The following is a 22,787-nucleotide window of genomic DNA, read 5'->3' as shown; positions in this document are numbered from 1 at the left end:
CTGTCGCAATTGCCCCGCAGGGCCGCTTTGTCGCTTCGACGGTGCGATTGTCACGAGATACCGCCCGGACTGGTGGCAAGTGGCGTGCCTGTAGAGTTTTCGGGGATCGGAGCGAGATCGCCCGTATCGGACTCTGGGCTGTCGGCCTCGCCAGTTCGGCCGGGCGCGGTTCAGTTGCGTGGGGGCTGGTTGGTTTACATCTAATGCATTGGGGGTAGCAAACCGCGGAGTCCGCGCTGCGTCTGTGATCGTGGACATTGTAACAATCCGGACCGGGCCGCCCGATATGCGTGGTGTTGCTTTGCTGTGGCTTTGACGCATCAGAGATAATGGGAGGTTCTGGCTCGCTGCGGGCGAACGGGATCGGTACTTGCTGTGAATTGGACTTCGATTCAGGCGGGTGCGCAATGGTGTGGAAGAGAGGCTGTGGGCGTGAATTCGCTGAATAACGGAGAACTGGGGAGCGGCAAGCCGGAGGTCGGCAGCTCGCCGGAGGACGTTCAGCGATCAGGCGCATTCCCACTCTCTGCGGCGCAACTCGGCATGTGGTTCGCTCAGCACCTCGACCCCTCTGTTCCGGTGAACATCGCCCAGTACGTAGAACTCCGTGGAGTGCTGGCGCTCGACGTGCTTCGTCAGGCGTGTGCCGACGCCGGCCGCGAAATCGGGTCGGCCTTCGTTCGGATCTTCGAGATCGACGCCCAGCCGTACCAGATCATCGACGCCACGCTCGATGATTCGGTTGGCTATGTGGACCTTCGGAGTGAGGACGATTCGCACGATGCGGCGATGCAGTGGATGCGTGCAGATCGCAGTCGGCCGATCGACATGCTTACGGACCGACTGATCTCTGCCACCATTCTGCGACTCGGCGAGAATCGCTACTACTGGTACACGCGGGTCCACCACACAATTCTCGACGGTTTCGGTGCCTCGACGTTCGTCACGCGCGTGGCGGAGTTGTACTCGGCACGCGTGGAGGGCCGGGATCCGGAGCCCAGCGAGGCGTCCGATCTCCGGAACGTCTACGAGGTAGACAACAAGTACCGCCAGTCGAGTCGTTTCGAAACCGACCGCAAGTACTGGGCCGACAAGATCGACAATCTTGACGAGATCTCGAGCCTCGCGGGTCGAAGTGCTGCGCCTGCTCCAGTCAGTCGGATCGACAGTGCTGCGCTGTCCAACCACGTCGAGGCTCTGCTCGGACGGTTCCTCGAGCGCGTGGAGAAGACCACGGTTGCCGGCACTGTCGTCGCGGCGTTTGCGGCGTACCTCGCTCAGATGACCGGGCGAGAGGACGTGTCGCTGAGTCTGCCCGTTTCCGGCCGAACGACAGCCGTGCTGCGTCGATCCGGTGGCATGGTCTCCAACGTCGTTCCGCTGCGACTGACCGTCACTGCCGATACCACCGTTCAGGAGCTTCTGGACGACGTCAGAAACGAAATGTCCGGCGCGCTGCGCCACCAGCGGTACCGACACGAGGACATGGTCCGCGGCGGGGACGGGCCGGGCCGGGGCGGATTCTTCGGCCCCTGGATCAACATCATGATGTTTTCCACCGAGTTGGCGTTCGGGCCCCTCGTCGGCGAACTTCACATCTTGTCCACGGGTTTGATCGAAGACCTCGGTGTCAACCTGTACCAGAGCGTCGGCGATACCCGCACACACATCGACTTCGAGTCGAATCCCAATCTGTACGCGCCCGCGGACGCCCAGCGAAATCACTCGCGGTTCGTAGAGTTTCTCGAGAAGTTCGTCTCGGCCGAAACGAGCCGCAAGGTCTGGGATCTTCCTGTCGCAACCGACGAGGAGCGAAACAAGGTTGCCTTGTGGAACCGCACCGGCTTCCACGTTGCCTCGCAGACCATCACCGAAGCATTCGAGCGTCAGGTCGAGAGAACTCCCGATGCCACCGCTGTCGTTTTCGAAGGCGCCAGCCTCACGTACGCCGAATTCGACTCTCGCGCAAATGGTTTGGCTCGTCAACTCATCGCCATGGGTGTTGGGCCCGAATCGCTTGTAGGACTGTCGATCCGCAGGTCTTTGGACTTGATGGTCGGTCTGTACGCGATTGCCAAGGCCGGCGGAGCCTGGGTACCGGTGGATCCCGACCACCCAGCCGACCGCACCGCCTACATTCTCGAGTCGGCGCAGCCCACGTGTGTTGTGACCACTGCGCGGGACGACGTGGATCTGCCCTCGGGCACACGGGTCATCGAGATCGACACACTGGACTATGGGCAGCTCGACAGCAGGCCGATCGTCAACGCGGATCGCCTGTCTCCCTTGCATTTCTCGAACACTGCGTACGTGATCTACACCTCGGGTTCGACCGGTCGACCCAAGGGTGTCGCGGTCACTCACGCGGCGATCAACAATCAGCTTCAGTGGATGAACGCCGAGTACGGGCTTTCGGCGTCGGACATCTACCTGCAGAAGACCGCTACGACATTCGACGTGTCGCTGTGGGGATTTTTCATGCCGTTGCAGGTCGGCGCCACGCTCGTCGTCGCGACTCCGGACGGTCATCGAGACCCGATCTACGTGGCGAACAAGATCGCGGAGCTCGGCGTCACGATCACCGACTTCGTGCCATCCATGCTCACGCTGTTCACGGCGAATGCACCTGCCGGATCTTGTGATTCGTTGCGCCACGTGTTTGTCATCGGCGAGGCGCTCCCGCCCGAGACGTCTTCCGCCTTCCGCGAACTCTGTGGAGCCGGACTGCACAACCTGTACGGTCCGACCGAAGCCGCGGTATCGGTCACGTACTACGAGGCCGTGGCCACGGATACTACTTCCGTGCCGATCGGTATGCCGCAGTGGAACACTCAGGCGCACGTACTGGACGGGCAACTTCGCCCGACCCCCATCGGGCAGCCGGGTGAGCTCTATCTCGCCGGCGTTCAACTCGCGCGCGGATACGTTGGTCGACCGGACCTGAGCTCGGATCGGTTCGTAGCCAATCCGTACGGCACGGCCGGTGAGCGTATGTACCGGACCGGCGACCTCGTTCGTCGCCGTGAGGACGGAAATCTCGACTACATCGGGCGTACAGACTTCCAGGTGAAGTTCCGCGGGCAGCGCATCGAACTCGGCGAGATCGAGACCGTCCTTCTGGCGCACCCCGACGTTTCGCAGGCTGTCGTTTTGGTGACCGTCACCCCGACCGGTGATCAATTGGTCGGCTACGTCGTGCCGGGTCCAGGCCGAAACATCGATGCTGCGGTGCTCAGTGAGTTCGCCGGCCGAAGCCTCCCGTCGTACATGGTTCCGGCCGCGTTGATGGTGCTCGATGCGTTGCCGCTCAACACGAGTGGCAAATTGGATCGTGCCGGGTTGCCCGAGCCGGTGTTCGCGAGTGCGAAGCAGTACCGCGAGCCCCGCACCGAAATCGAACGCATCGTGGCGGACGTGTTTGCCGACGTTCTCGGTGTCGAGCGCGTCGGTATCGATGACGACTTCTTCGAGCTCGGTGGAAACTCTCTGGTTGCAACACAATTAGTGACGCGAGTGGGTTCGGCATTGGGAGTGCAACTCGGCGTTCGAGAGCTCTTCGAATCCACCACGGTCGCCACCCTGGCGGCCCGCGCCGAGTCGGTGGCGGGCAACGCCAGGCAGCTCACCCCGCTGATCGCCAAGCCTCGTCCCGAGGTCGTCCCGCTCTCGCTTGCGCAGCAGCGCATGTGGTTCATCAACCGTCTCGATCCGTCGACGCCCGCCTACAATCTTCCGTTCACGGTCCGGCTCACCGGTTCGGTGGACCCGTCCGCCCTGCACGCCGCGGTGATGGATCTTCTCGAGCGACACGAGTCCTTGCGGACGATCTACCCTGATGTCGACGGAACCGCGCAACAGCTGGTTCTGCCGGTCGACCGGGCCGCGGTGGAGTTGAATCCGGTCAAGATTCGGAATTCGCATCTCGACGCGGCGCTGTTCGACGTGGCGTCTCGCGGCTTCGACGTGACGCTCGAAATCCCGGTACGGGTTGCCCTCTTCGAGGTGTCTCCGACGGACTACGTCCTGGTGATGGTTCTCCATCACATCGCTGCAGACGGACTGTCGTTCCGTCCGCTCGCACGTGACCTTCTCGTCGCCTACTCGGCGCGAAGTGAGAAGTCTGCGCCGGCGTGGACGCCGCTGCCAATTCAGTACGCCGACTACGCCCTGTGGCAGCGCGAAGCACTGGGATCCGACGAAGACCCGCGCTCGGAGTCGTCTCGCCAGATAAACTTCTGGCGCCGGGCACTTGCCGATCTGCCGGATCAGTTGGATCTGCCGACCGACCGACCTCGTCCTGCCATCGCGTCCAATCACGGCGCCAAGCACCATTTTCAGATCAGCGAACGCACGACGCGCAAGTTGAACGAGTTGGCGCGCTCGAGGAGCGTCTCTCTGTTCATGGTGTTGCAGGCGGCGTATGCAACGCTGTTGAGCCGGCTCAGTGGTACCTCCGACATCGCGATCGGTGCCCCGATCGGTGGGCGAGGCGATCAAGCGCTCAACGACGTGATCGGCATGTTCGTGAACACCCTGGTGCTTCGCACCGAGGTCGATCCTGATGAGCCATTCGCCAATCTGATTCAGCGAGTTCGTGATTCGGGCTTGTCTGCGTACGCACATGCGGATGTCCCATTCGAGCGCCTGGTAGAGGCTCTCAATCCGCCGCGCTCACGGGCTCGTCACCCTCTGTTCCAGGTTGCGTTGACCGCGGAGATCAGTGGACGGCGCGAGCTCGAGTTCTCTGGAGTGAAGGCCGTGGCGGCGGAACTCGAGGTGCCGATCGCGAAGTTCGACATCGAGCTGATGGTGTCCGAGGGGCAAGAGGGCGCAACGGACTTCGAAGGCCTGGAGGCGACGCTTACCTACGCGACCGATCTCTTCGATGCTTCGACAATGGTGGAGGTCGCCGAGCGTTTCATCCGCGTCCTGAATGCCGTCGTCGACGATCAAAACACGAAGGTCGGCGATATCGCCGTGTTCGGGAAAGACGAGTCGGCAAGAGTGCTCGACTGGTCGGCGGGAACGCGCTGTAGTGCTCCGGAGTTGTCGATCTTGTCGGCCTTCTACCGTGCTGCAGACGCTCAGCCGAACGCCGTCGCGGTGGCGGACGACGATCGAACACTGACCTACGAGGAATTGGACACACGGTCCAGTCTCCTCGCACTGGAACTGGCCGCGACCGGTGTATGTGCGGGCGACGTTGTGGCGTTGACCGTTGCCAGGTCGTGGCAATGGGTAGTGGCGATGCTGGCTGCATGGAAGGTAGGAGCCGCGTACGCACCCATCGACCCGAGCTTCCCGCAGGAGCGCATCCAGTCGATTCTGGAAGATACCGATGCGGTGTGTGTCGTGACTGTCGACGTCATCGAACTCGACATCCCGATACTCGTTGTGAAGTCTGATCTTCCCCCGGCGACCGCCGTTCAGCGCCAGGACGACCCCTGGCTTTCTGTCGGTGCGAAAGATCATCTCGGATATGTGATTTCGACGTCCGGCTCGACCGGGCGTCCCAAGCCGACGATGGTACCGATGCGAGGCATCGAGAACACCGTGGCGTGGTACCGCTCGGAACTGCCCGAAGCCGGGCCGATCCTTGTTGCGTCCTCACCGAGTTTCGACCTCACGCAGAAGAACATATGGGCAGCGCTCGGTAGTGGAGTGCCGCTTCATTTGAGCGGAGATGGTTTCGACCCGCATGCCATTCTCGGGATCGTCGAATCAGCTGGCATCCGTGTTGCGAACATGTCGCCGAGCGCCTTCGTCGCTCTTTCCGATGCAGATGCGGAGGGAGTGCTCACACAACTGGATGTAGTCTTCCTCGGCGGTGAGCCGATCCAACTCCCCAGGCTCTCGCACCTGATGCGGGCTGGAGTGCGAATCGTCAACAGCTATGGTCCCACTGAGGCTTCGGATGTTGTTTCGGCACTGTCCGCGACATCCGAGCACAGCGCCGGAGTGCCTATCGGTACGCCGATTCCGAACATCGACTTGTTTGTGCTCGATTCTCGTCTGCATCCGGTCCCAGCCGGCCTGATCGGCGAGCTGTACGTTGCGGGCGTTGGTGTCGGGCGAGGTTACGGTGCTCGGTTCGACGTGACGGCAGAACGGTTCGTCGCAAATCCGTTCGGCGACGGTGGTTCCAGGATGTACCGGACAGGCGATCTTGTCCGGTGGAACGATCTGGGACAGTTGGAGTATGTCGGCCGCAGCGACTTCCAGGTGAAACTGCGTGGGCTGCGGATCGAATTGGGCGAGATCGAAGCCGCGCTCGTGTCGCTCGAGTCAGTCGTGCAAGCCGTCGTCTTGATGCACAACGACGAACGGATCGGCGATCAACTTGTCGCGTACGTCGTCGCGGACGGTGACACGTCCCTCGAAACTGAGATGCTCACGACTGCCGTCGCGGAGAAGCTTCCCGAGTACATGATTCCTTCCGCGTTCATGATCGTGGAGGAAATCCCCCTGACGTCGAACGGCAAGTTGGATCGTCGCGCATTGCCAGTCCCCACGTTCGAGGTCCGCGAGTTTCGTGCACCCACCACGCCGGTGGAAGAGATTGTCGCGCAGGTGATTGCGGATGTTCTCGGAGTGGAACGAGTCGGCCTCGACGACGACTTCTTTGAACTCGGTGGCAACTCCCTGGTGGCTACTCAGGTCACCTCCCGATTGGGGCGGGCGCTCGACACTACGGTGCCGGTGCGAACGCTATTCGACGTTTCCACCGTCGAGGCGCTCGCCGCACACATCGAGTCGCACGTAGGTAGCGGCGGGCAGAAGGCGCTCGTCGCACAGGTGCGTCCCGCGGAAATTCCGTTGTCGCTGGCGCAGCAGCGCATGTGGTTCCTGAACCGCTTCGACACCGACTCAGCTGCTTACAACATCACTTTTGCTCTGCACCTGACTGGTCATCTCGATACTGCCGCGATGGAAACTGCGCTGGAGGACGTACTGGCCCGGCATGAGGTGCTCCGAACGGTATATCCGGACGGGGCTTCCGGACCGAAGCAGTCGATTCTGTCGCTCTCGGAGGCGTTCGGCGGGCTGACCGTGGAGTCGGTTTCGAATCAGGACGAGCTCGAAAGTCGAGTTGCTGCAATCGGATCCTCAGCGATCGACGTCACCGTCGACGTGCCGATCCGTGTCCGCCTGTTGACGGTCAGCGACACCGAGCACACCCTTGCGATCGTGGTTCATCACATCGCCGCTGACGGTTGGTCGATGGCGCCCCTGGCTCGCGATGTCATGATTGCCTACTCGGCACGCAAGGACGGGATCGCGCCGGCGTGGCAGCCGTTGACTGTGCAGTACGCCGACTATTCGTTGTGGCAGCGTGAGGTTCTGGGGTCGGAAGACGACTCGGAATCACTGATCTCGCAGCAGATCTCGTACTGGACCGAGACTCTGGCAGACCTACCGGATGTGATCGAGCTTCCGTCGGACCGGTCTCGGCCTGATGTGGCGTCGATGCGCGGCGAGCGATTTGCGTTCGAGATCTCCGGGGATGTGCACCGTCGATTGGACGCGCTGGCACGGGAGAACAACGCGACGCTCTTCATGGCGTTGCACTCGGCGCTTGCCGTTCTGATGGCCCGACTGAGCGGGACCTCGGACATCGCCGTGGGCACTCCCGTTGCCGGTCGCGGGGACGAGGCGCTCGACGATCTCGTCGGCATGTTCGTCAACACGCTTGTTCTGCGCACCGAGGTCGACCCGGCCCAGGCATTCACAGATCTGCTGGCTGCGGCGAGTGATTCCGCGCTCGGAGCGTTCGCTCACTCGGACGTGCCCTTCGAGCGGTTGGTGGACGTCTTGGCTCCCGCCCGGTCGCAGGCCAGACATCCGCTCTTCCAGGTTGTGCTGTCCTTGCAGAATCTCGCGCAAACGGCATTGGAACTGCCGGGACTGGCGATCAAGGCCGCCGAAATCGACACGACCACTGCCAAGTTCGACCTCGAACTCGCAGTGACAGAGTCGATCGGCGAAGACGGGATCCAGCAAGGGCTCTCGGCCGAATTCACGTTTGCTGCAGATCTGTTCGACGTTTCGACGGTCGAGGGGTTTGCTCGGCGTCTGGTTCGTATCCTCGAGACTGTCGTGTCGGTTCCTTCGATTGTCGTCGGTGACATCGATATTCTCGATGCGGCCGAGCGGGGTGTGCTGGCCGATGTTCACGGAGGTCAGTCGGTCTCGGGAACCCTGGTCGAGATCCTCACAGCGGCGGCCGCTTTGGATCCGTCGGCGGATGCGATTCGCTTCGACGGTCAGTCGATCAGCTACCGCGAACTCGACGAGCGGTCGTCGCGACTCGCTCGTGTTCTGATTGCGAAGGGCGTCGGGCCGGAGGATCGGGTCGCGATCGCGATTCCGCGTTCGGCCGATTCAGTTCTCGCTCTGTGGGCGGTGGTGAAAACGGGTGCTGCATTCGTGCCCGTCGACCCGACGTATCCGGTTGACCGTATCGCCCACATGATCTCCGATTCCGGTGCGGTGCTGGGTCTTGCGCTCAGTGACGTCGAGGCAGGATTGCCGTCGGCGTTGACGTGGGTTGTTCTCGACGACGAGAGGACAGTGGCAGCGTGCGCGGCAGAATCTTGCGCGCCGGTAAGTGATTCGGATCGACGCAGTGCGATCGACGAGCGGCAGCCTGCTTACGTCATTTACACCTCGGGCACCACGGGTCTGCCCAAGGGCGTTGTGGTCACCAATGCGGGTGTGGCGAACTTCTGCGCCGAGCAGGTCGAGCGCTATGCGCTGACCGCGGATGCTCGGACGCTGCATTTCGCCTCGCCGAGTTTCGATGCTTCTGTTCTCGAGTTGCTGATGGCATTCGGAGCAGCATCGACGATGGTGATTGCGCCGACGACGGTGTACGGCGGCGCGGAATTGGCCGAGATCTTGCGCTCGGAGGGCGTGACGCATGCGTTCGTGACGCCCGCTGCGCTGGCATCAGTGGATCCGAGCGGGCTCGACGCGTTGCGGGTGGTTGTCGTCGGTGGCGAAGCCAGTTCGCGGTCTCTCGTTGCCAAGTGGGCGGTGCCGCTTCCGGATGGCGGTGTGCGTGGATTCTTCAATGCGTACGGTCCGACGGAGTCGACAGTCGCCTCGAACATCAGCGATACGCTGACCGCGTTTGATCGTATGAACATCGGCGGCCCGATTCGGGGAATGGCCGCGCGGATCTTGGACGGCCGCTTGCAGCCCGTTCCGGTTGGTGTCGCAGGTGAGTTGTACGTGTCGGGTGTTCAGGTCGCACGTGGATACCTGGGACAGCCGGCATTGACAGCGGGTCGTTTTGTCGCAGACCCGTTCGGGGCGCCGGGAGAGCGGTTGTACCGCACGGGTGACGTGGTCCGGTGGATCGACGGTGGCGCAGTGGAGTACGTGGGCCGCAGTGACTTCCAGGTCAAGATCCGTGGGTTCCGTATCGAACTCGGCGAGATCGAGGCCGCGCTGACCCGTTGCGCGGGCGTTGCGCAAGCTGTTGCTCTCGTTCGTTCCGACGATCACTTCGGAGATCGTCTCGTTGCATACGTCGTGCCGCAGGCCGGCGCCGAGGTGGATCCCGCACAGGTCATCGAGTCGGTGTCGACGTTCCTGACCGGCTACATGGTCCCCGACTCGGTACTGGTACTCGATTCGATTCCGTTGACCACCGCGGGCAAGACGGACATCAAGGCTCTGCCCTCGCCCGTGTTCGAGTCCAAGGTGTACCAGGCGCCGATCACGACCGTCGAAGAGACTGTCGCGCAGGTGTTCTCCGAAGTTCTCGGAGTCGCACAGGTTGGCCGCGACGACGACTTCTTCGAGCTCGGAGGCAACTCGCTGATCGCGACCCGTGTCGCCGCACGACTGGGGGAGGCGCTTGACACAAGCGTTCCGGTTCGTGCGCTCTTCGAAGCGTCGACCGTGCAGTCACTCGCCATCCGGCTCGAGCTGCACGCCGGTTCGGGCGCCACGGCCCCACTGGTCCCGCAGTCCCGGCCCGCTCGGATCCCACTTTCGTTGGCGCAGCAGCGCATGTGGTTCCTGAACAGGTTCGAACCCGAGTCCGCAGTCAACAATATTCCGGCCGTGCTTCGTATCTCAGGGAATCTGGATGTCACCGCGCTCGACGCCGCAGTGCGCGATGTCGTCGAGCGCCACGAGGTGCTTCGGACCGTGTATCCGGAAACGGACGGGATCGGTTACCAGCTCGTCCTATCCGTGTCCGAGATGTGGTCGGGACTGACTCCGATTGTAATCACCGAAGCGGCAATCGAAGCCGAAATCGCTGTGCTGGTGACCGTCGGGTTCGACGTTACAACGGAAGTTCCGTTGCGCGTGCGGCTCTTCCAGCTGTCCGACGGCGAGTACGTGTTGGCATTTGTTGTGCACCACATCTCCACTGACGGCTTCTCGATGGCACCCCTGACACGTGACCTCATGCTTGCCTACGAGGCTCGCACTCGTGGTGGCGTTCCGTCGTGGGCACCGCTGCCAGTCCAATACGTGGACTACACGCTGTGGCAGCGCGATGTCCTCGGTTCCGAGAGCGACGAACAGTCGGTGATCTCCCGCCAAATCGGATACTGGCGTGAAGCGCTGGCAGAATTGCCGGGGCAGCTCGATCTACCCAACGACCGCACTCGCCCGCAGCGGGCGTCCGGACGAGGCGCCAACTACGACTTCATCGTGGACGCACAAATGCAGGAGCGCCTCGAAGCCTTGGGACGCACGCACAATGCGTCACTGTTCATGACTGTGCACGCGGCGCTTGCCGTGACACTGGCGCGCTTGTCGGGTACGACCGACATCGCGATCGGAACTCCCGTCGCAGGGCGCGGGCAGGCACAACTCGACGACCTTGTCGGTATGTTCGTCAACACGTTGGTGCTCCGTACCGAGATCGATCCGGCCGGTTCGTTTGCCGAATTGCTGTCGGCGGTGCGCGAGCGCGATCTCGAGGCTTTTGCACATGCAGACGTGCCCTTCGAACGGTTGGTCGAGGTTCTCGAACCGGTACGGTCGCAGGCTCGCCATCCGCTGTTCCAGGTCATGTTGTCGTTCCAGAACCTCTCGGGCACCGAGCTTGTCCTCGGTGATCTGACGGTCTCGCCGTTGGATTCCGATCTCCCGGTGGCTAAGTTCGACCTCCAGTTGACGCTCACTCAAGCCATCGACCAGTCCGGCGTTCCTTCTGGACTAGCAGCTCAGTTTACTTACGCAACAGACCTTTTCGACGAGTCGACAGTGGCCTCGTTTGCGGACGGGTTGTGCCGTGTCCTGGCGAGCGTGACAACTGATTCTCTTTCGCCGGTGGGTGCAGTGGAGATCCTCGACGAAGAGGAGTCGTCGCAGATTCTGGGGTGGTCGCGCGGACAGCACGTACCGTCAGCTGACGTCTCGATTCTCGGCTTGTTCGCGCAGACAGTGGTCGAGTTCCCGGAGCGATCGGCCGTCGTTGCCGGCAACGTCACGTTGTCGTACGCAGATCTGGATGTTCGTTCGTCCGTATTGGCAGCGGAGTTGGTTGCAGCGGGCGTAGGTACGGACGATGTCGTGGGAGTGATAATTCCACGTTCATGGCAGTGGATCGTCGCATTGGTAGCGGTATGGAAGGCCGGGGCGGCCTATCTGCCGATGGATCCTACATTGCCGACGCAGCGCATTGAGGCGGTTCTGTCCGATATTGACGCGCGGTGCGTAATCGCTGTCGACGACGTTTCTCTGACCGTGCCGGTAATTCGCATACAAGACGTGGTGGAGACGACGGGCACCCCTGAGTGGGTTGATCGCTGGGTCGAGCACGGCGCGGATTCTCGTTCCGCCTATGTGATCTCGACATCCGGCTCCACCGGTCGTCCGAAGCCGACAATCGTCGCGATGGCAGGTATCGCCAACACCGTCGCGTGGTATCGATCCGAGATTCCGCCGGCCGCTAGTGTCCTGGTGGCGTCATCTCCGAGTTTCGACCTGACCCAGAAGAATGTGTGGAGTCCGCTGTCGAGCGGCGGAACTGTGATTGTGGCCCCAGCCGGGTTCGATCCGTCGGAGATACTCGGTGTAGTGGCGAGTTCGCATGTGCAGGTGGCGAACATGTCTCCGAGCGCGTTTGAAGCGTTGGTGGATGCGGATTCCGACGGTGCGTTGTCGCGCCTTCAGGTCGTCTATCTTGGAGGCGAGCCGATTCAGGTGAGGCGCCTTGCCGCACTGATGAACTCGGGTGTTCGAATCGTGAACAGTTACGGCCCGACGGAGGCGTCGGACGTGGTGTCGCGGCGTGACGCCTCCGTCGATGACATCATGGGTGTGCCGATCGGATCGCCGATTCCCAATATCGATCTTTTCGTGCTGGATTCGCGGTTGCAGATCGTACCAGTAGGTGTCGTCGGCGAGTTGTACGTCGGTGGTGTCGGCGTAGGCCGCGGCTACGGCGCTCGATTCGACCTGACTGCGGGACGATTTGTCGCCAATCCGTTCAGCGATAGTGGATCTCGTCTGTACCGGACAGGTGATCTGGTCCGCCGGAACCGTACGGGAGAATTGGAATACCTGGGGCGCACCGACTTCCAGGTCAAGGTCCGCGGCCTCCGTATTGAACTCGGTGAAATCGAGTCGGCACTGGTATCTGTGGACACGGTGGCGTCTGCCCTCGTGACAGTGCATCGGGATCAACTGGTCGCGTACGTGGCGCCGGATGCCGGAGTTATCCATCCCAATGCACTTCGCGTGCACCTGAGTGATCGTCTGCCTGATTACATGGTCCCGGCGCTTTTCATCGTGCTCGACGCAATGCCTCTCAATGCGAACGGCAAGGTTGATCGCCGTGCCCTACCTGAACCGGTTTTCGAGGTCGTAGCTTTCCGGGCTCCGACGTCGGTGGTGGAAGAGGTCGTGGCGCAGACATTTGCGGATGTTCTGGGCATTGAGCGTGTCGGTTTGGATGACGATTTCTTCGCGCTCGGAGGTAACTCGCTGATCGCGACACGGGTGATGTCTCGTCTGGGGCAAGCGCTCGAAACCAAGATTCCGGTCCGGATGCTGTTCGACGCGTCGACTGTGGAAGAACTCGCTGCGCGCATCGACGGACACGTCGGCGGCGACGGAGAACGAGCATTGACCGCGCAGGTGCGTCCGGCGCAGGTGCCGCTGTCGCTTGCTCAGCAGCGCATGTGGTTCCTCAACCGCTTCGATACAGAGTCGGCCGTCAACAACATTCCTGTTGCAGTTCGTCTCACCGGCGAGTTGAAAGTGGATGCTCTTCGTGCGGCGATTACCGATGTCATTGCACGACATGAGGTTCTGCGCACGCTGTACCCGGAGATCGACGGCGTTGGCTACCAGCAGATTCTCTCGCCGGAGGATGCCTCGATCGAATTCGATACAGTGCGCACTGCCGAGAGCAACCTTCAGGCAGAGCTCTATGCCTTCTTCGCGGAGGGATTCGATGTCACCGTCGAGGTTCCGTTGCGCGCCAAGCTGTTCCAGGTCGCCGATGATGACTTCGTGTTGTCCTTCGTGGTGCATCACATCTCCACCGACGGTTTCTCGATGGGCCCGTTGACCCGCGATGTGATGACCGCGTACTACGCGCGCTCACAGGGGCAGACCCCGACGTGGGCTCCGCTGCCGGTGCAGTACGCCGACTACGCGTTGTGGCAGCGCGAGGTCCTCGGCTCCGAGGACGAGCCGACGTCCGTCATCGCGCAGCAGATCAACTACTGGTCCGATGCCCTGGCCGACCTGCCCGAGCAGCTGGACCTTCCCAGTGATCGCACCCGCCCCGAGATCGCAACGGGACAAGGAGCGAACCACACCTTCACCATCGACCCGCAACTGTGGGCCGATGTGGAAGCAACAGGTCAGGCGGCGGGCGCAACCCCGTTCATGGTCGTCCACTCTGCGCTGGCCGTGCTACTGGCACGGTTGTCCGCGACAACCGACATCGCAATCGGCGCTCCTGTCGCCGGTCGCGGTGAAGCGCAGCTCGACGACCTGATCGGTATGTTCGTCAACACTTTGGTGCTGCGTACCGAGGTTGATCCGTCGATGTCGTTCGCGGAGCTGTTGGCTTCTGCGCGTGAAGTGGATCTGCAGGCGTTTACCCACGCTGACGTTCCGTTCGAGCGGATCGTTGAAACGCTCGATCCGGTTCGTTCGCAGGCTCGTCATCCGTTGTTCCAGGTGGCATTGACCTTCCAGAACCTTGGACAGAGTGCTCTCGAACTGCCCGGACTCACCGCCGCTGCTGTGGAATTCGACGCAGCACTGGCCAAGTTCGATCTGCAATTCACTCTTGAAGACGCCGCTGACGCCGGTATGTCCGGCACCCTGACCTACGCGACGGATCTATTCGACGCGTCGACAGCGGCCGAGTTCGCTGATCGGTTCGTGTCCGTCCTCCGTGGCGTTGTCGCGAATCCGGCCGCTGCCGTTGGCGACGTGGATGTTCTGACCGCCGGTGAGTTGGATCGCGTTCTGTCATGGAGCGACACGGGTGTCGACAGTGGTGTGGATTCGACGTTGTCGGCGTGGTTCGATGATGCTGCTGCGCGGTTTGGTGATCGGACCGCAGTGCGGTTCGGTGACGATTCGTTGACGTATGCGGAGTTGTCGGTTCAGTCGAATCGGTTGGCGCGCAGGTTGATTGCTCAGGGTTGTGGTCCGGAGTCGTTGGTGGCGGTGGCGTTGCCGCGGTCGGCGGATCTTGTGGTGGCGTTGTTGGCGGTGGTGAAGTCCGGTGCGGGGTATCTGCCGGTGGATCCGTCGTATCCGGCTGATCGTGTCGAGTTCATGTTGGCTGATGCTGCTCCGGTGGCTGCGATTTCGTGGTCCGGGCGTGAGTTGGTGTTGCCCGCTGGTTTGCCTGTGGTTGATATCGACGCGGTGGATTTGTCGGAGTTCGATGGTTCGGTGGTTTCGGATGCGGATCGTGTTGCGCCGTTGCGGTCGTCGAATGTTGCGTATGTGATTTACACGTCGGGTTCGACGGGTCGCCCGAAGGGTGTGCAGGTTCCGCACACGACGGTGGCGAAGTTGTTTGCGAATACTGAGAGTGTGTACGGGTTCGACGAATCCGATGTGTGGACGATGTTCCACAGTTATGCGTTCGACTTCTCGGTGTGGGAGTTGTGGGGTTCGCTGTTGTACGGCGGCACGTTGGTGGTTGTGGATTATGTGACGTCGCGGTCGCCGGAGCAGTTCTTGGAGTTGCTTGCTGCTGAGCGGGTGACGGTGCTCAATCAGACGCCGTCGGCGTTCTATCAGTTGGCCGAGGCTGATCGGTTGGCGTCGGAATCCGGTCGGGCCGCTGAGTTGTCGTTGCGGTGGGTTGTTTTCGGCGGCGAGGCGCTCGAGCTGCGTCGCTTGTCGGATTGGTACGGCCGCCGCGGTGACTTCGCGCCGACGTTGGTGAACATGTACGGCATCACGGAGACGACGGTGCATGTGAGCCATCGTGTGTTGGATGCTGCGTTGGCGGCGGATGCGTCGGCGAGTGTTGTGGGTCAGGCTATTTCGGGTTTGCAGGTGTTCGTGCTCGATACGCGTTTGGCTCCGGTGCCTGTTGGTGTCGCGGGTGAGATGTATGTCTCTGGTGTTCAGTTGGCTCGGGGTTATCTGGGTCAGGCGGGGTTGACGTCGACGCGGTTTGTGGCGAATCCGTTCAATGCCGGCGAGGTGTTGTACCGCACGGGTGACGTCGCTTCGTGGAACAGCGCTGGTGATTTGGAGTATCTGGGTCGCGCGGATGATCAGGTGAAGATCCGTGGTTTCCGGATCGAGATCGGTGAGATCGAGTCTGCGGTGTTGGCGGATGTGTCGGTGGCGCAGACGGCGGTGGTTGTTCGTGAGGATTCTCCGGGTGATCAGCGGTTGGTGGCGTATGTGGTTCCGGCTGCGGGTGTGAGCGTTTCGGTCGACGATGTGCGCACCGGTGTGGGTTCGTTGTTGCCGGAGTACATGGTGCCGTCGGCGTTTGTGGTGTTGGATTCGATTCCGTTGACGGTGAACGGGAAGTTGGATCGTCGGGCGTTGCCGGTTCCGTCGTTGCAGGTTGCGGTGTTCCGTGCTCCGACGTCGGTGGTGGAAGAGGTTGTTGCGCAGACGTTTGCGGATGTTCTGGGCGTCGAGCGTGTTGGTTTGGATGATGATTTCTTCGCGCTCGGTGGTAATTCGCTGATTGCGACGCAGGTGACGTCTCGGTTGGGTCAGGCGTTGGATGCTTCGGTGTCGGTGCGGGAGTTGTTCGAGGCGTCGACGGTGGAGGCGTTGGCTGCTCGTTTGGGTTCTCATGTCGGTGGCGGTTCACGTGCGGCGTTGACTGCGCAGGTGCGTCCGGCGCAGGTGCCGTTGTCGTTGGCGCAGCAGCGCATGTGGTTCCTCAACCAATTGGACCGCGAATCGGCAGCCAACAACATTCCGATGGCGATCACTCTCACTGGCGAGTTGGATCAGGCGGCGTTGTACGACGCTGTCGTGGACGTGTTGAAGCGTCACGAGGTTCTGCGCACGGTCTACCCCGAGGTGGACGGAATCGGCTACCAGCGGATCTTGCCGGTGGCGGCAGTTCCGGTGAATCTGGCTCCCGTGCAGCTCGAAGCATCCGACATCGTGGCGGCGGTGACGGACTTCGTCACGTCAGGCTTCGACGTCACCGCTGAGGTTCCATTGCGGGCCAAGCTCTTCCAGCTCGCGGAGGACTCGTTTGTACTGGCGTTAGTGATTCACCACATCTCCACCGACGGTTTCTCGATGGGTCCGTTGATCCGCGACGTGATGACCGCGTACTACGCCCGCTCACAGGGTCAAGCCCCGACCTGGGCGCCGTTGTCGGTGCAGTATGCCGACTACGCGTTGTGGCAGCGCGAGGTTCTCGGTTCCGAGGGTGACACGGAATCCGTACTCGCAGAGCAGATCGGCTACTGGGCCAAAGCTCTCGACGGAGTTCCAGACCAGATCACCTTGCCCAGTGACCGCGCGCGTCCAGCCGTGTTCACTGGCCGGGGAGCCACCTACAGCTTCCCGATTTCCGCGGATGTTCACCGCGGACTGACCGCTGTGGGTCGCGAGCACCAGGCGTCGCTGTTCATGGTGATGCACTCGGCGTTGGCAACACTTCTTGCCCGGTTGTCCGGCACCACCGACATCGCAGTCGGCACCCCGGTCGCCGGTCGCGGTGAAGCGCAGCTCGACGATCTGATCGGCATGTTCGTCAACACGCTCGTGCTGCGTACCGACGTCGATCCGGGGATGTGTTTCCTCGATCTGCTGACGTCGGCGCGTGAGAGTGATCTCGCGGCTTTCGCTCACGCAGACGTGCCGTTCGAGCGGCTGGTCGAGGTACTCGATCCGGTTCGTTCGCAGGCTCACAACCCGTTGTTCCAGGTTGCCTTGGCATTCCAGAACCTGAGGCAGAATAACCTGACGTTGCCGGGACTCGATATCACTGAATTCGATATCGCGGAAACTGTAGCGAAGTTCGACCTTCAGTTGACTCTGGTGGAAGCTGCCGATGGTCACGGCATGACTGCGACCTTCACCTATGCGACGGATCTCTTCGACGAGGGGACAGTTGTCTCCTTCGCCGAGCGGTTGACTAGAATTCTCGAGGCCGTCGCCGTGGATGCGACGCAGGCTGTCGGCGACATCAACATCCTCGAAGCGCCTGAGCGTATCGAATTGACCAGTCGCCGAGCGTCCTCGGGCATCGAGCCGAAGCCGTTGGCCGACATCCTGGCCGAGACCGCGTTGCAGTATCCCTCCAACGAAGCTCTCCGCTACCAGGATCGGTCGATGACCTACGCCGAGGTCGACGAGTGGTCGTCGCGCCTCGCCCGTGTCCTGATCGCTCGCGGTCTGGGCGCCGAAGATCTGGTCGCAGTGTCGATTCCGCGTTCCATCGAATCGGTCCTGCTGGTGTGGGCGGTATCCAAGACAGGTGCCGCGGTTGTTCCCATCGATCCGCACTACCCGGCCGACCGCATCGCGCATATGGTCTCCGACTCGGGCGTCTCGGTCGGTCTGACTCTCGAAGCTGAACTCGCAGGGCTTACCGACACCGTGGAGTGGCTCGCGGTCGACAGTGCTGCTTGCGCGGAACTGATGGCAGCGCAGGATAGTTCACCGATTCGTGAAGATGAGCGTGTGCGCCCCGTCCTTCCGGCGCATCCGGCCTGGGTGATCTACACGTCGGGCACAACAGGCTTGCCCAAGGGCGTTGTTGCTACGGGAGCAGGCCTCGCGAGCTTCAGTGCAACGCAGGCACAGCACTACCTGGTGACGCCGAACTCCCGCACGCTGCACTTCGCGTCGCCGAGTTTCGACGCGTCGATGCTCGAACTGTTCCTGGCTGTCGCGACAGGCGCTGCCATGGTGATCGTCCCGACATCGATCTTCGGCGGCGACGAATTGACCGCGCTGTTCAAGTCCGAACGCGTCACACATGCCTTCATCACGCCCGCGGCGTTGGCTTCCATGGATCCGTCTGGCCTGAACGATCTTGAGGTGGTTGGTGTCGGCGGTGAGGCGTACTCGCCGGAGTTGATGGCCAAGTGGGCGGATCAGCCGAACCGTCGACGTACGTTCCTCAATGTCTACGGTCCCACCGAGACCACTATCGTCACCAATGTCAGTGTGCCGCTGATGCCGGGCGACCGGATGACCATCGGCGAAACCATCGGCGACATGGCCGCGTTTGTTCTCGACACACGTCTGCAGCCCGTTCCGGTTGGCGTTGCCGGTGAGCTGTACCTGTCGGGTCCCCAGGTCACCCGCGGATACCATCGCCGCCCGGGATTGAGCGCGGATCGCTTTGTTGCCAACCCGCACGGCCTGTCCGGTGAGCGCATGTACCGCACCGGTGATGTTGTGCGTTGGACTGACCGATACCAGGTTGAGTACGTGGGCCGCAACGACTTCCAGGTGAAGATCCGTGGGTTCCGTATCGAGCTCGGTGAGATCGACGCGGCACTGACGGCACATTCGGACGTCGAGTTCGCCGCGACGATGGGTACCACGCTGACGTCCGGTGCTCCGGCGCTGGTGTCGTACGTGTTTGTCGGCAAGGAATCGGCTGTCAGCTCGGCGGATCTGAGTGAGTTCGTTTCACGCACTCTGCCGGCGCACATGGTGCCTGCGTCGATCATGGTTCTGACCGACATGCCGCTGACCCCGGCCGGCAAGCTGGACCGAAAGGCTCTGCCGGAGCCGGTATTCGAGGTCAAGGAGTTCCGCGCTCCCACGACCGAGATGGAACGCGTCCTCAGCGAGGTCTTTGCCGACGTTCTCGGCCTCGATCAGATCGGTACCGACGATTCGTTCTTCGCTCAGGGCGGAGACTCGATCATGTCGATCCAGTTGGTGTCCCGGGCTAAGGCCCGCGGTGTTCTGTTCACGCCCAAGGACGTGTTCGAGAACAAGACGGTGGCTGAGTTGGCAGAGGTTGCCGTCTTCGGCTCCGACGCCGATGCGATCACTGTTCTCGCCGAGATCGAAGGCGGCGGCATCGGTTGGATGCCGCTCACGCCGATCAAGCGATTCATGTTCGAACGGCCCGGCAGCTTCCAGCGTTTCAACCAGTTGTTGACGCTGGAGTTGCCGCTCGGCATCGACCGGACCGGTGTTGTCGACACACTGGCTGCCGTCATCAATCACCACGACATGTTCCGTTCGCGTCTGGTCGATGATCAGCGTGGTCCGGGCATGGCTGTGTCCGCGCCCGGAACCGTCGACGTGGATTCTTTGGTGCGACGGGTGCTGGTGGACCCCGCGATTTCGGGCGCAGACCTGACGGCCATCGCGTCGGGTGCTCTCGACGACGCTCTCGGCCGGTTGGATCCGGCCGCCGGTGTCATGGCTCAGTTCGTGTGGATCGACTTCGGTGACACACGCACCGGCCGATTGATCATGGCTGCGCATCACCTGATCGTCGACGGCGTCTCCTGGCGAATCATCGTGCCGGACTTGATTTCCGCGTGGGCTCAGCGCAGTGGCGGAAGTGCACCCGTGCTTGAACCGACGGGCACGTCCATGCGTACCTGGGCGCACTCGCTCGCTGCGGAATCACGATCAGACAAGCGACTGGCAGAACTGCCACGTTGGCGCAAGACGCTGTCGACTCCAGACCCGATTCTCGGTTCGCGGGCGTTCGATCCGTCCGTCGACGTTGCGGCAACAGTCGAGCGTGTGCGCGTGGAGGTGCCCACAGGCGTCACTGAAACCCTGCTGACAACTCTGCCCGAGGTGTTCCGCGGCGGAGCCAACGACGGTTTGCTGGCCGGACTTGCTCTGGCGCTGGTGCGCTGGCGCCGTGAGCGGGGCATCGACACCGAAGCGGCACTGCTCCAGCTCGAGGGCCACGGCCGCGAAGAGGGCGTCGTCCCGGGTGCCGATCTCTCACGCACCGTCGGCTGGTTCACGGCGGCCTTCCCCGTCGCACTCGACCTTGCCGGTATCGACATCGACGACGCCTTCGACGCCGGAGTTGCTGCGGGAGCGGCGATCAAGGCAGTCAAGGAGCAGTTGCTCGCCGCTCCCGACAAGGGTGTCGGCTACGGACTGCTGCGGTACGTCAACGACGACACCTGCACTGAGCTGTCGAAGCTGAGCAGCGGGCAGGTCAGCTTCAACTACCTGGGTCGCATTGTGGCGGAGGATATTCCGGCTGCAGCGCAAGGCCTCGGATGGATTCCGGCACGCGACTTCTCCGATGTCGCTGCGCCGGAAGACCCGGACATGCCGGCCAACAAGGTTGTCGACATCAATGCCATCGTCAACGACGGCCCTGACGGCGCGGTGCTCGAAGCGTCGTTTGCCTTCCCGAACGGATTGCTGAGCGCCACCGAGGTGCAAGCCCTGGCCGACCTGTGGGTCGGAGCACTCACAGCGCTGGCGCAGCACGCACAGGCCGTCGGCGCAGGCGGACTCACGCCGTCGGACGTGCCGCTGGTAACGCTGACCCAGCAGGATCTCGACGGGTTCGAGCAGCGTTTCCCCGCGGTGCAGGACGTCTGGCCGCTGGCTCCGCTGCAGTCGGGTCTGCTGTTCCACGCTGTCATGGCCGAGTCCACCGTCGACCTGTACTCCGTGCAGATGGTTCTCTCGCTGTCCGGCCGCGTCGACGCGGATCGCCTCCACGCCGCAGCACAGGCCATCATCGATCGTCACCCGAACCTGCGCACCGCATTTGTGGTCGACGGAACGGGTACGCCGGTCCAGGTAGTTCTCGGTGACATCGACGTGCCGTGGCGCGAACTGGATCTCACCACAATCGCTGACAGCGAAGAACGACGCCGCGAGTTGGATCGGATTCTTGTCGAGGACCAGGCCACGCACTTCGACATGTCGAACCCGCCGTTGATCAAGTTCACGCTGATCAAGATCGCGGCGAGCGAATACCGCCTTGTTGTGGCAAACCACCACATCATCCTCGACGGCTGGTCCATGCCGCTGCTGCTCCAGACGCTCCTCGGCCACTACGCCATGCGTGGGAACATTCCCGCTCAGACGCGGTCACTGAGCTACCGGAACTACCTCGCGTGGCTGGTCCAGCAGGATCGCAGTGTGTCCATGGATGCCTGGGCGAAAGCGTTGGGCGGCGTCGAAGAGCCGACGTTGTTGGCTCCCACCGTCGTTGGTCAGGAATTCAGTGCGCTGTCGCAGAAGTTGCAGATCTCGCTCAGCGAATCGGTGACCGCGACACTGACCGGTTTGGCATCGAGGACCGGCGTTACCGCCAACACGATCGTCCAGGCTGCCTGGGCAATTCTGCTGGGACGCATGACCGGTCGCCAGGACATTGTCTTCGGTGCCACGGTCTCCGGCCGTCCGCCACAACTCGACAGCGTCGAGAAGATGGTGGGTCTGTTCATCAACACGCTGCCCGTTCGTGTCCAACTGGATCTGGCCGAGTCCGTCGAGGCATTGCTCTCTCGGGTTCAGATCGAACAGGCGGGATTGCTCGATCACCATTACCTCGGCCTGACCGATGTGCAGAGCGCCGCGGGCGTCGGCGGACTCTTCGACACTCTGGTGATCTTCGAGTCCTACCCGGTCGACCGTGACGGTCTTGCAGCGCAAGCAGAGTTCTTGGACGGCATGGTGATCGACGATGTCGCCTCCGACGATTCCACGAACTACCCGCTCACACTGCTGATCGGTCTCGACGATCAACTGCACCTGACGCTTCGTTACCTACCCGACTTCTTCGACGAGTCGTACGCGCAGGCCCTGCTGGGTCGCCTCGAGACTCTGCTGACAGAAATCGGTGAAACGCCGTCCACTGCGGTCGGTGACGTCGAGGTCATGACTGTGTCTGAGCGTGCTTTGGTGCTCGAGTCGTGGAACGACACGTCTCGTCCGGTTGTGGGTGGGTTGTTGTTGGATGGTTTTGATTCTGTGGTGGGGGTTTGTTCGGGTTCGCGTGCGGTGGTGTGTGGGGATGTGGTGCTTTCGTATGGGGAGTTCGATGAGCGGGTTAATAGGTTTGCGCGTTATTTGATTAGTTTGGGTGTTGGGCCGGAGTCGTTGGTGGGGTTGGCTGTTCGGCGGTCGGTGGATTTGTTGGTTGGGTTGTATGCGATTGTGCGTGCGGGTGGGGCGTGGGTGCCGTTGGATCCTGATGCTCCGTCCTCGCGTAATGAGTATGTGTTGGATTCGGCTGATCCGGTGTGTGTGGTGTCGACGGAGCGTGATGGTTTCGTGGCGTCGGGTCGTCGGGTTGTGTGTGTGGATGTTGTTGATGTGTCTGGTTTTTCGGGTGCGCGGGTGTTGGATGTGGATCGGTTGTCGCCGTTGCGGGCGTCGAA

The 22,787-nt window shown here is 62.0% G+C and carries 1 protein-coding gene; it reads left to right on the top strand.

What is annotated here, in order from left to right; translation table 11 throughout:
• Positions 1-432: 432 nt before the first annotated feature.
• Positions 433-22,787: non-ribosomal peptide synthase/polyketide synthase (locus tag AC1Q6C_RS16430; protein ID WP_492666714.1), on the top strand; the 22,355-nt coding region annotated here is incomplete at its 3' end.

It is taken from the genome of Rhodococcus sp. MT28 (assembly GCF_058792695.1).
Note: the sequence above shows the minus strand (reverse complement) of the source record. Positions and strands in the feature narration are given on the sequence as shown.